Below are 14,201 nucleotides of genomic sequence, written 5' to 3'. Positions count from 1 at the left end.
GAGCCTCTCATGAACGATCCCCATGTGACGATCGAACCCGCGATCCTCTATTTCGGCACGCCCGTGGTCCTTATCAGCACGCAGAATGAGGACGGCACGGCCAATCTTGCGCCGATGTCGTCGGCATGGTGGCTCGGCTGGCGTGCCATGCTCGGCCTCCAGACGGCGTCGCAGACACCGCAGAACATGATCCGGACGGGGCAGTGCGTGCTCAACCTGGCGTCACCCGCCCAGGCGGACGCAGTGAACAGGCTGGCGCGTCTCACCGGCACCGAGTCGATACCCGACCTGAAGCAGCGTCTGGGTTACGCCTATGAGCCTCGCAAGTTCGAAGCAGCCGGCGTGACGCCGATCGCATCGCAGACCGTGGCCGCACCGCGCGTACTGGAATGTCCCATCCAGCTGGAAGCCGTGGTGGCGGCGCGCCACGACATCATGGCCGACGACCCCCAGGTCGCCGGACTGATTTCGGCCTTCGAAGTGCGCATCACCCGTGTTCACGTGCATCCCGGCCTGCTCATGGACGGTCACGAGAACCGGATCGATCCCGCCAGGTGGCAGCCTCTCATCATGAACTTTCAGAAGCTCTATGGCGTCTCCAGTGCAGAGATCGTTCCGTCCCGCCTCGCGGCGATCGAAGAGCAGCACTATCGCATGCCTGACGTCGATCGCGCTCGCGAGGAGGTGCTCGAACTGGCGCTTTGAGATTTGACTGCACCTGCTGCCACATTATGGCAGCGGGACCAGACAACGACCGGAGGTGCCCCTTGTCGCGCGCGCAACGGCTTCTCGACCTGATTCAGGTGTTGCGCCGTCATCGGCGCGCCGTTGCGGGCGCCGTGCTGGCGGAAGAACTCGGCATATCCTTGCGGACGCTGTATCGCGACATCGATGCCCTGAAGGCACAGGGCGCGCACATCGATGGCGAAGCGGGCGTCGGCTATGTGCTCCGCCCGGGCTTCATGCTGCCGCCGCTGATGTTCTCCGAGGAGGAAATCGAGGCGCTGGTGCTCGGGTCGCGCTGGGTTTCGGAACGGGCGGACGGGCTGCTCGGCAAGGCCGCACGCAACGTGCTCGCCAAGATCGGCGCGGTGCTTCCCGAGGACCTCAAGGACAGTATCGACGCGTCGGGCCTGTTGATCGGGCCGGGCGAGCCGATCGCCGCCGGAGATACCGAGCTTGCCGCGATCCGCGAGGCGATCCGGTCCGAACGAAGGGTGCAGATCGCCTATGCCGACGAACAGGGGCTCGCCACCCAGCGCGCGATCTGGCCCTTTGCGCTGGCCTTTTACGATCGCGTGCGGGTCGTCGTGGCATGGTGCGAATTGCGCGAGGGCTATCGCCATTTCAGGACCGACCGGATCACTGCGCTCGACGTGACGCCAGGCCGCTACCCGCGCCGGCGTGCCTCGCTGCTCAAGGATTGGCGGATGGTGCGCAATATCCCCGAGCAATGACCACGACCTGACTACTGACAGAAACTGACAGCATGGTTGCGTAAAACATTCTGGCCGACGGGCGATCCCGCCTCCGCCGGCCAGAGGAGACCATCATGCCGGATTTCAGCTTCCTGCTGCTTCACGTCGAAGACGATGCAGCCAGCGCCGCCTTCTACCATGCACTGCTCGACATCCCGATCATCGAGCAAAAGCCGGGCTTTGCCATGTTGCCGTTGCGAGACGGAGTCATGCTTGGCCTGTGGGGGCGCGAGACGGTCGAGCCGAAGAGCAGTGGCCAGACCGGCGCCAGCGAGATTGCCTTTGCGGTCCCCGATGGGACCAGCGTCGAGGCGATTCATGCAGACTGGCAGCGGCGCGGCGTGCCGATCCTTCAGGCTCCGACACAGATGAGCTTCGGTACTACCTTCGTCGCGCTCGATCCCGATGGCCACCGGCTGCGCGTGTTCGCCCCGGCCACCTGACCGGCGCATCCAGTTTCGGTGACAGTTTACTAAATAGGCTATTTAGTAAACTGTCACCGAAACTACGCTAAATAGGCGAGACGGCAGCGCCCCATTCAGCGCCGCCTACCAGCCCGACTGGCCGATAACGCCATCCAGAATGGCCTGTGTTGCGACGCAAAGCGGGCCACCGAGCGCCGTTCCCGTAAGACGAAGAATCGGTGCCGATCCGTCCGTGTCGCCCAGAGTGCGAAGTTCGACGACATGAAAGATGGTGGCGTATCCCCCTTGATAATACCAAACAATCGCTCGATCATCGAAGAAATAGGCGCGAACGAACTGGCGATGGGGCAATCCCTTCGACGCGTTGTCTTCCACGTCGAACGGTATGAATCGTTCCCCGACATCAGCCATGTCAAGCTTCTGCCTTTTGAATTCTGCAGCAATCTCGGGGGCATCACGCATCGCCGTGACGAGACGGGCGGGACGGGAGAAATGGCACGTCGCCGGTACGGGAGCGTCAGGGCGGGTGGCAACGGTCTGCCCGGTAGCGGGGCTGAATAAACCAGACAAACAAAGAGACAACGCTCCAACCACGAGCTTCAAGTTCGACATGACCTGCTCCCGATAACGAATATAATTTACTATAGGGAGTGCGCCATTTCCACGATGCCATCGCGTGTGATCGGCAACCGGACCGAAAGCACCGGCCGCCACCCAGCAGTCCCGGCCTGAAATGATATTCGCTATCTTGTGAGTGAATGAGAATCGCGATATTCCGCACCGCAAGATCAACGAGAAGGGGAGCTGAGGGATGTCACTGAAGGGACGCGTCGCGATCGTCACGGGTTCGGGCGGGGGACTGGGGCGCGAGCACGCGCTGTTCCTCGCCCGGCAGGGCGCGAAGCTGGTGGTCAACGACCTCGGCCTCGAGGCGGCCGAGCGAGTCGCCGCCGAGATCGTCGCGGCCGGGGGCGAAGCGATCGCCGCCGCCGGATCGGTGACCGACGAGGCCGCGGTCGCCGCGATGGTCGCCATCGTCATGGCGCGCTGGAACCGGATCGACATTCTGGTCAACAATGCCGGCATCCTGCGCGACAAGAGCTTCGCCAAGATGAGCATCGACGATTTCCGCCTGGTGGTCGACGTGCACCTGATGGGCGCCGCGATCTGCAGCAAGGCGGTGTGGGACATCATGCGCGAGCAGCGTTACGGCCGCATCGTGATGACCACCTCCTCGTCCGGGCTCTACGGCAATTTCGGCCAGGCCAATTACGGCGCGGCGAAGATGGCGCTGGTCGGGCTGATGCAGACCCTGGCGATCGAGGGCGAGAAATACGGCATCCGGGCAAATTGCCTCGCCCCCACCGCGGCGACCCAGATGACGCACGGCGTGCTCGCCGACGAGAGCCTGAAGCTGCTCGATCCGGCGTTGGTGAGCCCCGGCCTGCTGGCGCTGGTCGGCGAGGAAGCGCCGACACGCGCGATCCTCTGCGCGGGCGCGGGCCATTTCGCGACGGCAAGCGTGACCTTGTCGGATGGCTATTATGTCGGGGCCGGCGCGGATGCGGGCGAGCAGGTCGTGGCGCATTGGCGCGAAGTCTCGGACCGGACCGGCGAGATCGTGCCGGCCTATGGCTTCATGCAGGCCGAGCGCGAACTGGCGAATGCTGGGCTGGTTTCCGAGGCGGTTGCGATACGGGGGTAGTCGCTCAACCAAATCCAGCCGTCACCCCGGACTTGTTCCGGGGGCCATCGTGCCGCACACCATAGGCTTCGGCTCTCGCGGCACGATGGATGCCGGAACAAGTCCGGCATGACGGCGTGATTGGCGCTAGTCCCGCTCCCGATCCTGTTCACGCTGGGCCTTGCGTTCTTCCCTGGCGCGCTTCTCGTCTTCCTTGCGTTGTTTTCGGCCGGCGTTGCGGTCAGCCTCGTCCTGGCTGGTCGTCGCCCAGTCGGCGGTCTTGCTCACCACCTTGACCGGCGCGGTGACGACGCTCGCCACCGTGCGGACGCAACCGCCGGCGAGCAGCGGAACAAGGGCCATCAGGGGGAGCAGGAATTTGCGCATGCGGTTCTCTTTCACTGTGGGCGCGTGAGCCTCGCCCGGGCATCACGGGCCTCGACGCCGATTCCGGCGAAATCCGTGAAGAAGCCGTCGATGCCAAGGTCCAGATAACGCTGGATTTCGTCCGAAAGACGGCCATGGCCGCGCGGATTGATGCCGACCCGCATCGAGGCGGGCAGGAAGAAATTCTCCGCGCGGAAGGTCCAGGGATGCACGCGCAGGCCCGCCTTGTGGGCATCGGCGACGATGCTCGAGGGCGGCTCATTGCCCTTCATCACCAGATCCTTGTTGGGGCCGATGCCCCAGGCATAGGCAGCGATCGCCTTCAGCCCCTCGGGCGTCGCCATCGCGGCATAGCTGGGCGCGGCGCCGTCCGCCGGCGCGCCGCTCGCGTCCATCAGCTGGATCAGCCGGACGCGGGTCAGCTTGTGCAGTGCCTTCAGATTGTTCACCTCGAAGGACTGGATGAACACCGGCGCCTTCGCATCCTTCCAGCCCGCGGCGTTGAGCTGGGCGACGAGCTTTTCGTTGGTCGGCAGGCCGATCGAGGCGAAATAGGTCGGGTGCTTGGTCTCGGGATAGATGCCGATGGTGCGCCCGCCGACCGAGCGCTTCTTGGCCAGCGCGATCACCTCGGCAAAGGTAGGGATCTCGAACTGGCCGTCATATTGGGTGTTGTCGGGGCGGAGCATCGGCAGCCGCTCCTTGGCGCGCAAGGTCTTCAGCTCGACGATCGTGAAATCCTCGGTGAACCAGCCGACATGCTTCTCGCCGTCGATCATCCTGGTCGTCTTGCGACCGGCGAATTCGGGGTGCTTCGCGACATCGGTCGTCTCGGTGATGTCATTCTCGTGCCGGGCGACCAGCACGCCGTCCTTGGTCGGCACCAGATCGGGCTCGATGAAGTCGGCGCCCTGTTCGATCGCCAGCTCATAGGCGGCGAGCGTGTGTTCCGGGCGCAGGCCGCTGACGCCGCGATGCGCGATGACGATGGGCGGCGACAGCGGCGTGGCAGGCGAAAGCTGAGTCACCGGCGCGGTCTGCCCGATCGCGGCGGCAGGCGCCAGCGCAAGGGCAAAACTCAAAAGATTTCGCTTGCGCAATGACGTACGAAAAAGTTTCACTATGCTATCCATTACCGGAAACGATCCTTCCCAAACGCGTTACCCCAATCAGCCAGGAGGGGCGACCCCATGCACTTCACGATCAACGGCGCGCAGCATGACGCCGATCCCGATATCCGCGCATCCCTGCTCGATCTGCTGCGCGAGCATCTCGGCCTGACCGGCACCAAGAAGGGGTGCGACCATGGCCAGTGCGGCGCGTGCACCGTCCTGGTGAACGGGCGACGGATCAATGCGTGCCTGACGCTCGCGGTGATGCATCAGGATGATGACATCTTGACGATCGAAGGCCTGGGCAGCGCGGAGGCTCTGCACCCGCTCCAGGCAGCGTTCGTGAAGCATGACGGGTTCCAGTGCGGCTATTGCACGCCCGGTCAGATCTGCTCCGCGGTCGGCATGCTCGACGAAGTGGCGAAGGGCTGGCCGAGCCATGTCAGCGGAGCGCTCGACAATATCGAGCTGACCGACGTGGAGATATCGGAACGGATGAGCGGCAATCTCTGCCGGTGCTCGGCCTATCCGAACATCGTCGACGCGATTTCCGAAGTTGCCGGGCTTGCGCCCGCTGGTCGTGAGGTCGCCACCTCATGAAGACGTTCGAATACGCCAAAGCGGACAGTCCGGAGGCAGCGGTAGCGGCCGGCGGTCGTTTCATCGCTGGCGGGACCAACCTGCTCGACCTGATGAAATTGCAGATCGAGACGCCGGAAAAGCTGGTCGATATCAGCCGGCTCGATCTCGCGACGATCGAGGAACGGACCGATGGCGGGCTGACGATCGGCGCGCTGGTGCCCAACAGCGATCTCGCCGCCGATGCTCGCATCATCAAGGGGTATCCCGTGCTCAGCCGGGCGTTGCTCGCCGGCGCGTCCGGGCAGCTGCGCAACAAGGCCTCGACCGGAGGCAATCTGCTCCAGCGGACGCGCTGCTATTATTTCTACGACACCGCCATGCCGTGCAACAAGCGCGCGCCAGGATCGGGCTGCGCGGCGATCGGCGGGTTCAACCGCATCCTCGCCATCCTCGGCACCAGCGAGCAGTGCATCGCGACTCATCCGAGCGACATGGCGGTGGCGATGCGCGCGCTCGACGCGGTGATCGTCACGCTCCAGCCGGGCGGCGACCGGCGGCGGATCGCGATCGGCGATTTCTACCGGCTGCCTGGCGACACGCCGCATATCGAAACGGTGATCCAGCCGGGCGAGCTGATCACCCATATCGAACTGCCCCCGCCGCCCGCCGGCAAGCAGCTGTACCGCAAGGTCCGCGACCGCGCCTCCTATGCCTTTGCGCTGGTGTCGGTCGCTGGGATCCTCTCGGTCGAGGACGGCAAGATCGCCTCGGCCGCGCTCGCGTTCGGCGGGCTGGGGCCGATGCCGTGGCGCGATCCGGCGGTGGAAGCGGCGCTGATCGGCCAGGCGCCGTCGACCGCCGCGTTCGAGGCGGCGGCGGATGCGTTGCTGGCGGAGGCGAAGGGTTACGGATCGAACGACTTCAAGATCCCCCTCACCCGCCGCACCTTGATCGCCTGCCTGCGCGACCTGACGGCGGAATGAGCCGGGCCAACGCCCTGAAGATGGACCGGCCCGTCCCGGTCAGCCTGCTCGACCATGGCGCGCAGGGGCTGATCGGCGAAGGGATCGACCGCACCGAGGGGCCGCTGAAGGTCTCGGGCGCGGCGACCTATTCGGCTGAATATCGCTTCGACCGGCTCGCTCATGGGTATCTGGTCGGCGCGCCCTTCGCGCGGGGCAAGGTCACCGGGATCGACGATAGCGCCGCGCGGGCGATGCCGGGAGTGATCGACGTCGTGACCGATCTCGACCGCTTCCTGCGCAACCCGCAACAGGCCGGCAACCCGAAGGCGCCGACTCAGGGCGTGCGCGATGTCCGCTATGCCGGGGAGATCGTCGCGATCGTCGTCGCGGAAAGTTTCGAACAGGCGCGCGACGCCGCCCGCGCGGTGCGGATCGACTATGAGCCGGTCGAGGGCCGCTTCGATTTCCATCGGTTGCGCGGCGAAGCGGAAAAGCCGGGCGACCGGCTGGTGCCGGCCCATTTTTCGCAGGGCGATGTCGATGACGCAATGCGCAAGGCTGCCTGGTCCGTCGATCGCATCTGGACCACGCCGAGCCAGAGCAGCGCGGCGATGGAGCCGCATGTCTCGATCGCGTCCTGGGACGGCGACAGGCTGACGGTCCATGGCTCCTACCAGGTGGTGGCGCACAACCGGCTGCAACTGGCCGATGCGCTGGGGCTGAAGCCGGATCAGGTGCGGCTGGTGTCGCGTTATGTCGGTGGCGGTTTCGGCTCGAAGCTCGGCCTTGCGCCCGAGGCGGTCGCGGCAGCGATTGCGTCGAAAGCGGTCGGGCGCCCGGTCAAGGCTGTGATGTCTCGGCCTCAGGTGTTCGAGACGACGATCCGGCGTTCCGATACCGAACAGCGCGTCCGCCTAGGCGCGGACGAAGACGGCATACTGACCGCGATCGGGCATGAGACGATCTGCGGTAACTTGCCCGGCGAGCCCTATTTCGAGCCCGCCGGGGTGGCGACGCATTTCCTTTATGGCGGCGCCAGCCGGCTGATCACGCACGACATGGTCAGCCTCGACCGGCTCCTGTCGGGGTCGATGCGTGCGCCTGGCGAAGGCAGCGGCATGCTCGCGCTGGAAAGCGCGATGGACGAGCTGGCCGAAGCGGCGGGGCTCGATCCGGTCGAGCTGCGCAAGCGCAACGATCCGGCGGTCGATCCGGAATCGGGCGTGCCCTTCTCCACCCGGCAACTGAGCCGCTGCCTCGACGAGGGCGCCGCGCAGTTCGGCTGGGACAAGCGCAACGCGAGGCCCGGCAGCCGGCGCGAGGGCGAATGGCTGATCGGCATGGGCGTGGCCGCGGCGGCGCGGAGCAATCTGCTGCGCCCCTCAGCGGCGCGCGTAGCGATCACGCCCGAAGGCAAGGCGCTGGTCGAGACCGACATGACCGATATCGGCACCGGCAGCTACACCATCCTCGGCCAGATCGCGGGCGAGATGCTCGGGCTGCCGGCGGACCGGGTCGAGGTGCGACTGGGCGACAGCGATTTCCCGCCCGCCGCTGGGTCGGGCGGATCCTATGGCGCGACGTCGAGCGGGTCGTCGGTCTATCTCGCCTGCGAGGCACTGCGCGACCGGCTGGCCGAAACGATGGACTGCGCGACCGGGGCGCTGACCCTGAAGGACGGCTTCGCCATCGCGGAGAATCGCCGCGTGCCGATCGGGTCGCTGGTCGGCGACGGGATCGATGCGATGGGCGAGATTTCGCCGGGCGCTCAGGCGAAGGAAACCCGGCAGGCTGCGTACGGCGCGCATTTCTGCGAGGCGGCGGTCAATGTCGTGACCGGCGAGGTGCGTGTACGGCGGATGCTCGGCATATTCGCGGCCGGACGCATCCTCAACGCCAAGACCGCGCGCAGCCAGGCGATCGGCGGCATGATCTTCGGCATCGGTAGCGCGCTGACCGAGGACCTGATCCACGACCCGCGCAACGGCAAGATCGTCAACCGCGACCTCGCGGAATATCACGTGCCGGCGCATGCGGACGTGCCGCATATCGAGGTGACCTTCCTCACCGAGCGCGACGTGCACACCAACCCGCTCCACGCCAAGGGTATCGGCGAGCTGGGTATCTGCGGCGCAGGCGCGGCGGTGGCGAACGCGATCTACAATGCCTGCGGCGTGCGCGTGCGCGACTTTCCGATCACGCTCGACAAGCTGCTGGCGGGGTTGCCGGATTTATGACTTCTGCACCTGTAAGCACCCTCGCCTCGCCAAAACCTGCTTCCCCGGCGAAGGCCGGGGTCCAGTTGGGGGACAAAAGGAAAGGCGCGCACCGCGCCGTCACAACCGGGCCGTACCTGGACCCCGGCCTTCGCCGGGGAAGGGCAAGTGTTCGTGGCGGGTCCGTAGCGCTCAGAGGCAAAGCATGACCGACTACAAAATGGACGCCGATCACCCCGGCCTCGCGCTCGATCGCGGGGTGCAGGACGTGCTGGGCAAGGGTCTCGACCGGGTCGAGGGCGTGCTCAAGGTCACCGGCGCGGCGACCTATGGCTATGAGCACCGGATCGACAATGTCGCTTATGGCTATCTGATCACCGCGCCGGCCGCGAAGGGCAAGGTGACCGGCTTCGACGCGGAGGCCGCCCGTGCGGTGCCCGGCGTGATCGACATCCTTGTCGACGATCCCCGCATTCCGCGCCAGGCCGCCGCCTTCACGCCGGCCCATGCGGGCAATGGCGAGATCGATCACTGGGATCAGGTACTTGGCGCCGCCATCGCCACCAGCTTCGAGGTAGCGCGCGACGCGGCGCGTGCCGTGCGGGTGACCATCGAGGCGGAAGAGGGCCGGTTCGACACCATGGCCAATGTCGCCGACGCAAGCGGCCCGCCCAAGGATTCGCGGCTGCAGGACATGACGATCGGCGATATCGACGCGGCGATGGCGAGTGCCGCGGCCAGCATCGACCAGATCTATGCCACACCCAATCAGGTTCATGCGGCAATGGAGCCGCATGCCTCGATCGCGGTCTGGGAAGGCGAGAAGCTTACCCTTTATTCGAGCCTGCAGATCCTCAACGCGGCGAAGCCGATCCTCGCCGCGGCTCTGGGCATCAAGGCCGACGATGTCCGCATCATCTCGCCTTATATCGGCGGCGGATTCGGCGGAAAGATGCTCGGTCCCGAGGCAGTGATGGCCGCCATTGCCGCGCAGCGGATCGGCCGGCCGGTCAAGATCGCCATGGCGCGCGCCCAGCTGTTCCACAATGTCTATCGCCGCACCGACACGCATCAGCGCATCCGCCTCGCCGCCGATGCCGACGGCAGGCTGACCGCGATCGGGCATGACAGCGTGGTGAGCCAGGGGCCCGACGGCGGCTTCATGGAACCGGTCGCGCTCGGCACCATCCCGCTTTACGCCGCGCCGGTCCGGCATTTCAGCCACAAGGTGGTGACGCTCGACATGGTGCAGGCCGGCGCGGTGCGCGCGCCGGGCGAGGCCGTCGGCATGCTCGCGCTGGAGACGGCGATCGACGAACTGGCCGAACAGCTCGGCCGCGACCCGGTCGATTTCCGCAAGCTCAACGAGCCCGAGACCGATCCGACCACCGGCCAGCCCTTCTCGACCCGGCGCCTCGTCGAATGTCTCGACAAGGGCGCCGAACTGTTCGGCTGGGCGCGGCGCGAACCGACCCCGGGGTCGGTGCGTGACGGCGAGTGGCTGATCGGCATGGGCATGGCGGCGGCGGTGCGGATCAACCTGCTGGTGGATTCGCAGGCGCGGGTGACGCTCGGCACTGACGGCCGCGCCACGGTCGAGACCGACATGACCGATATCGGCACCGGCACCTATACCATCCTCGCCCAGATCGCGGGGGAGTCGCTCGGCCTGCCGATCCGCTGCGTGGACGTGAAGCTCGGCGATACCGATCTGCCACCCGGCGCCGGATCGGGCGGATCGTTCGGCGCGGCCAGCGCGGGATCGTCGGTGGCCTTGGCCTGCGAGGATCTGGTCGCCGAGCTGGCGAAACGGATGGACACGACGCCGGAAAACATGACGCTGAAGGACGGCCACGCCATCGCCGGCAACCGCCGCGTCGCGCTGGACGAACTGGTCGGGGATGCCCCGATCGTCGCGACAGGCAAGATCAGCCAGGGCAGGAATGCGCGCACCTATAGCCAGGCCGCGCACGGCGCGCAGTTCGCCGAGGTCGCGGTCAATGCCGTGACCGGCGCGGTGCGGGTGCGGCGCATGCTCGGCGTGTTCGAGGCGGGCCGCATCCTCAACGCCAAGACCGCGCGCAGCCAGGCGATCGGCGGCATGATCTGGGGCATCGGCTATGCGCTGATGGAAGGCGCCGAGATCGACCAGCGTTACGGGCTGTTCGTCAACCATGATCTCGGCGAATATCATGTGCCAGTGCATGCCGACGTCCCGCATCTCGACGTCCATTTCATCGAGGACCATGACCGTCACGCCAACCCGATCGGTGCGAAGGGGCTGGGCGAGCTGACCATCTCCGGCGCGGGCGCGGCGGTGACCAACGCGATCTACAATGCCTGCGGGGTACGGGTGCGCGACTTCCCGATGACGCTCGACAAGGTGCTGGCGGGGTTGCCGCCGATATGATCCCACACATCCGTCACCCTGAACTTGTTTCAGGGTCCATGCGCGGCCATCTGCCTCTCGGGCGCCGCTGTTGGACCAATTGGCCGCGCATGGATGCTGAAACAAGTTCAGCATGACGAAGGAAGTTTATGGCCGATAACGACACCGTCCTGACCGCAGCCGCCGCCTGGAAAGGCGCACCGATGGCGATCGCCACGGTCGTCTCGACCTGGGGATCGGCGCCGCGCCCGCGCGGCAGCCATATGCTGGTGCATGCCGATGGCCGGTTCGAGGGCTCGGTCTCGGGCGGCTGCGTCGAGAGCGACATCCTCGCCACCGCCGCCGAGGTGATCGCCGGCGCGCCGTTCCAGGTGAAGACATACGGCGTGGCCGATGCCGCTGCGTGGGAAGTCGGCCTGCCCTGTGGCGGCGAGATCGCGGTGATGGTCCAGCCTGTCTCGGCCGAGGGCTTCGACCCCGAGCTGTTCGACCGCATCGCCGAGGCACGCGATGCCGGCCAGGCGCTGACCGTCGCGACCGACCTTGCGACCGGCCATAGCGACGCCCGGCCGCTCGAGACGGGTTCCGCCTTTCTCAACCGCTACGATCCGCCGCGCCGGTTGCTGATCGTCGGCGCGGTGCAGATCGCCCAGGCCCTGGCCGGCCTCGCACGCGAACTGGGGATCGACACCGTGGTGATCGATCCGAGAGCGCGGTTCCTCACCGAAGAGCGTTTCCCCGGGGTCACCCTCGACGATCGCTGGCCGGACGAGGCCGTCGCCGCCTATGCGCCCGGGCCCTCGACCGCCGTGGTGACGCTCAGCCACGACACCAAGATCGACGACCCCGCTTTGCTCGCCGCCCTCTCCGCGCCGACCGCTTATGTCGGCGCGCTCGGCTCCCGCCGCAGCCACGCCGCGCGCCGGGAACGGCTCGCCGCCCAGGGGGTTGGTGCGCAGGATATCGACCGCATAGATGCGCCGGTCGGCCTCGACATCGGCGCGATCGGCCCGGCCGAGATCGCGCTGTCGATCGCGGCGGCAATGGTCGGGGCCTTCAATTCAAGGGACGGCAAACACGCATGATCCATGTCGAGAAGACCGTGCTGATCCTGCTCGCGGCCGGGCGATCCGAGCGTTTCGGCGATCTGGACAAGCTCGAGCAGACATTCCTCGGCCATCCGCTGGCGATGCACGTGGTCACCGCGTTCGAGGACATCCCGTTCCAGTCGCGCATCGTGGTGAAGAACGGCACTGACCTCGATTTCGCCAGCCGGGGCTATCGGGTGATCCACAATGACGAGCCAATGATCGGCATGTCGCGCTCCGTGAAGCTGGGCGTGCAATCCGCCCGGGACGAGGGTGCCGAGGCAGTGCTGATCGCGCTTGCCGACATGCCGCGCGTGACCGCCTCGCATGTCTATCACCTGCTCGAAGCGGTGGATTCGTGCCATTCGGTGGTCGCGTCGAGCGACGGCATCCGCCCTTGTCCCCCTGCTGCCTTCGGCGCGGCGCAATTCGATTTCCTGCTGACGCTCGAAGGCGATGCCGGTGCCCGCGATCTGGTGCGCAAAGGCCGGCATGTCGTGACGTCGCCGGCGGAGCTGATCGATATCGATACGCCGGAGGATCTGGAAAGGCTGCGGGGGTTGGTTTTCTAAGCCTTCAATCCTCCCCAATACGAGGGGGATCTTACTCGTGCCTTAGCGCGTCGATCGGGTTTAGCGACGCCGCCCGCCGTGCTGGGAAATAGCCGAACACCACGCCGATCACCGCCGATATCCCGAACGCCAGCACATTGATCTGCGGCACGAAGATCCAGCTCACCTTCATCAGCGGCGCCAGCGAGAGAATCGCGATCTGCGCCACGACCAAGCCGATCAGCCCGCCGAGGCACGACAGGGCCACCGCCTCGACCAGGAACTGCAGCAGCACCTCGCGCGCCACCGCGCCGATCGCGAGGCGGATGCCGATCTCGCGGGTCCGTTCGGTCACGGAGACGAGCATGATGTTCATGATTCCGATTCCGCCGACCAGCAGCGAGATCGCCGCCACCGCGGTGACGATGCTGGTCAGCAGGGTCGTGGTGCCGGTCAGCGTGTCGGAAATCTGCTTGGTGTCGAAGATGTTGAAATCGTCGGTCTTGCTGCCGGTGATGTTGCGCCGCTCGCGCATCAGGCCTTCGATCCCGGTCTGCACCGTCGCGGTCGAATAGGCCTCGTCGACGCCGACCAGGATCAGCCGCACGTCGGTGCTGCCGATGAAGCGGCGCTGCACGGCCTTGAGCGGCATGATCACCACATCGTCCTGGTCGCCGCCGAAACCGGCCTGGCCGCGCGTCGAGAGCACGCCGATCACGTCGCAGGAGATGCCGCCGATGCGCATGCGCGTGCCCACCGCCGCACCGCCGCGATAGAGATTCTGCGCGACCGTGCTGCCGATGATGCAGACGCTCTTGCCTGCCTGCTCCTCGGTGGTGGTGAACAGCCGGCCGGCGGTGAGCGGCCAGGGCTGGACCTCGAAATAGCCGAGCGTGGTGCCGTTGATCGTGGTCGACCAGTTGGCGCCTTCATAGATCGCCGTCGCGGTCGTCTGCGCCTGGGGCGCGACCGCGGTGACGCCGGCGATCTGGTCCTTGATCGCGGTGACGTCCTCCGGCTTGAAATCGGCCGGACGCGGACCGCCACCACCACGGCCGAAGCCCTGGCCGGGACGGACCTGCAGCACGTTGGTGCCGAGTGCGGCGATCTGCTTCTGCACCGCTGCGGTGGTCGCCTGGCCGAGCGTCACCATGGTGACGACCGCGCCGACGCCGATGATGATGCCGAGCGTGGTCAGGAACGACCTGAGCTTGTGACGCAGGATCGAGCGGATCGCGAGGAGGAAGGTGGTGGCGAGCATCTACTTCTCCCCTCCCGCTTGCGGGAGGGGTCGGGGGAGGGCTTGTCCGAAGGAGAGCGGAGC

Annotated in this window: 14 protein-coding genes; 10 read left to right on the top strand and 4 right to left on the bottom strand. The window is 66.4% G+C overall.

All coding sequences use genetic code 11. The features are described from left to right. Window positions 1–9 precede the first annotated feature (9 nt). From ACZ1I2_RS07735 to ACZ1I2_RS07725, 3 genes are all read left to right on the top strand, one after another. On the top strand, window positions 10–705 hold the full coding sequence (locus tag ACZ1I2_RS07735) for a flavin reductase family protein (protein WP_465174519.1): 696 nt from the start codon (window positions 10–12) through the stop codon (window positions 703–705). Window positions 706–767: 62 nt separating this feature from the next. Then, a complete protein-coding gene (locus ACZ1I2_RS07730) occupies window positions 768–1,457 on the top strand; it encodes a helix-turn-helix transcriptional regulator (protein ID WP_465174520.1) in 690 nt (229 codons plus the stop codon). Window positions 1,458–1,552: 95 nt separating this feature from the next. Then, the gene (locus tag ACZ1I2_RS07725; RefSeq protein WP_465174521.1) at window positions 1,553–1,921 is read left to right on the top strand and encodes a VOC family protein; all 369 of its coding nucleotides are present in this window, start codon (window positions 1,553–1,555) and stop codon (window positions 1,919–1,921) included. A 105-nt stretch (window positions 1,922–2,026) separates the two neighbouring features. Here ACZ1I2_RS07725 and ACZ1I2_RS07720 read toward each other — a convergent pair whose 3' ends face one another. Beyond that, a complete protein-coding gene (locus ACZ1I2_RS07720) occupies window positions 2,027–2,515 on the bottom strand; it encodes a hypothetical protein (protein ID WP_465170261.1) in 489 nt (162 codons plus the stop codon). Between the two features lie 199 nt (window positions 2,516–2,714). On the opposite strand from ACZ1I2_RS07720, the gene ACZ1I2_RS07715 reads away from it, so the two are divergent. After that, entirely contained in the window at window positions 2,715–3,608 is an 894-nt protein-coding gene (locus ACZ1I2_RS07715) for an SDR family NAD(P)-dependent oxidoreductase (protein WP_465174522.1), read from the top strand. 126 nt (window positions 3,609–3,734) lie between these two features. On the opposite strand, the gene ACZ1I2_RS07710 is transcribed toward ACZ1I2_RS07715, so the two are convergent. Continuing rightward, window positions 3,735–3,974 (bottom strand): hypothetical protein, encoded by a 240-nt coding sequence (locus ACZ1I2_RS07710; protein WP_465170263.1) that lies wholly within the window; start codon window positions 3,972–3,974, stop codon window positions 3,735–3,737. 11 nt (window positions 3,975–3,985) lie between these two features. Next, on the bottom strand, window positions 3,986–5,056 hold the full coding sequence (locus ACZ1I2_RS07705; protein WP_465174523.1) for a glycerophosphodiester phosphodiesterase: 1,071 nt from the start codon (window positions 5,054–5,056) through the stop codon (window positions 3,986–3,988). Between the two features lie 108 nt (window positions 5,057–5,164). On the opposite strand from ACZ1I2_RS07705, the gene ACZ1I2_RS07700 reads away from it, so the two are divergent. The 6 genes from ACZ1I2_RS07700 (at window position 5,165) to ACZ1I2_RS07675 (ending at window position 12,898) form a co-directional block, all read left to right on the top strand. After that, window positions 5,165–5,686 (top strand): 2Fe-2S iron-sulfur cluster-binding protein, encoded by a 522-nt coding sequence (locus tag ACZ1I2_RS07700; RefSeq protein WP_465174524.1) that lies wholly within the window; start codon window positions 5,165–5,167, stop codon window positions 5,684–5,686. Then, complete coding sequence (locus ACZ1I2_RS07695; protein WP_465174525.1) at window positions 5,683–6,651, top strand: FAD binding domain-containing protein; 969 nt, start codon at window positions 5,683–5,685, stop codon at window positions 6,649–6,651. The genes ACZ1I2_RS07700 and ACZ1I2_RS07695 overlap by 4 nt, the downstream gene beginning before the upstream one ends. Next, entirely contained in the window at window positions 6,648–8,870 is a 2,223-nt protein-coding gene (locus ACZ1I2_RS07690; RefSeq protein WP_465174526.1) for a xanthine dehydrogenase family protein molybdopterin-binding subunit, read from the top strand. Before ACZ1I2_RS07695 ends, ACZ1I2_RS07690 begins: the two co-directional genes overlap by 4 nt. Window positions 8,871–9,054: 184 nt before the next feature. Then, a complete protein-coding gene (locus ACZ1I2_RS07685; protein ID WP_465174527.1) occupies window positions 9,055–11,259 on the top strand; it encodes a molybdopterin cofactor-binding domain-containing protein in 2,205 nt (734 codons plus the stop codon). A 128-nt stretch (window positions 11,260–11,387) separates the two neighbouring features. Next, the gene (locus ACZ1I2_RS07680; protein WP_465174528.1) at window positions 11,388–12,323 is read left to right on the top strand and encodes an XdhC family protein; all 936 of its coding nucleotides are present in this window, start codon (window positions 11,388–11,390) and stop codon (window positions 12,321–12,323) included. After that, on the top strand, window positions 12,320–12,898 hold the full coding sequence (locus tag ACZ1I2_RS07675) for a nucleotidyltransferase family protein (protein WP_465174529.1): 579 nt from the start codon (window positions 12,320–12,322) through the stop codon (window positions 12,896–12,898). Before ACZ1I2_RS07680 ends, ACZ1I2_RS07675 begins: the two co-directional genes overlap by 4 nt. A 31-nt stretch (window positions 12,899–12,929) precedes the next feature. Here ACZ1I2_RS07675 and ACZ1I2_RS07670 read toward each other — a convergent pair whose 3' ends face one another. After that, the gene (locus tag ACZ1I2_RS07670; protein WP_465170271.1) at window positions 12,930–14,138 is read right to left on the bottom strand and encodes an ABC transporter permease; all 1,209 of its coding nucleotides are present in this window, start codon (window positions 14,136–14,138) and stop codon (window positions 12,930–12,932) included. Window positions 14,139–14,201: the final 63 nt, after the last annotated feature.

This window comes from Sphingomonas sp. BL-S-29, from assembly GCF_055521495.1.
This window is presented reverse-complemented; position numbering and strand designations above follow the sequence as displayed.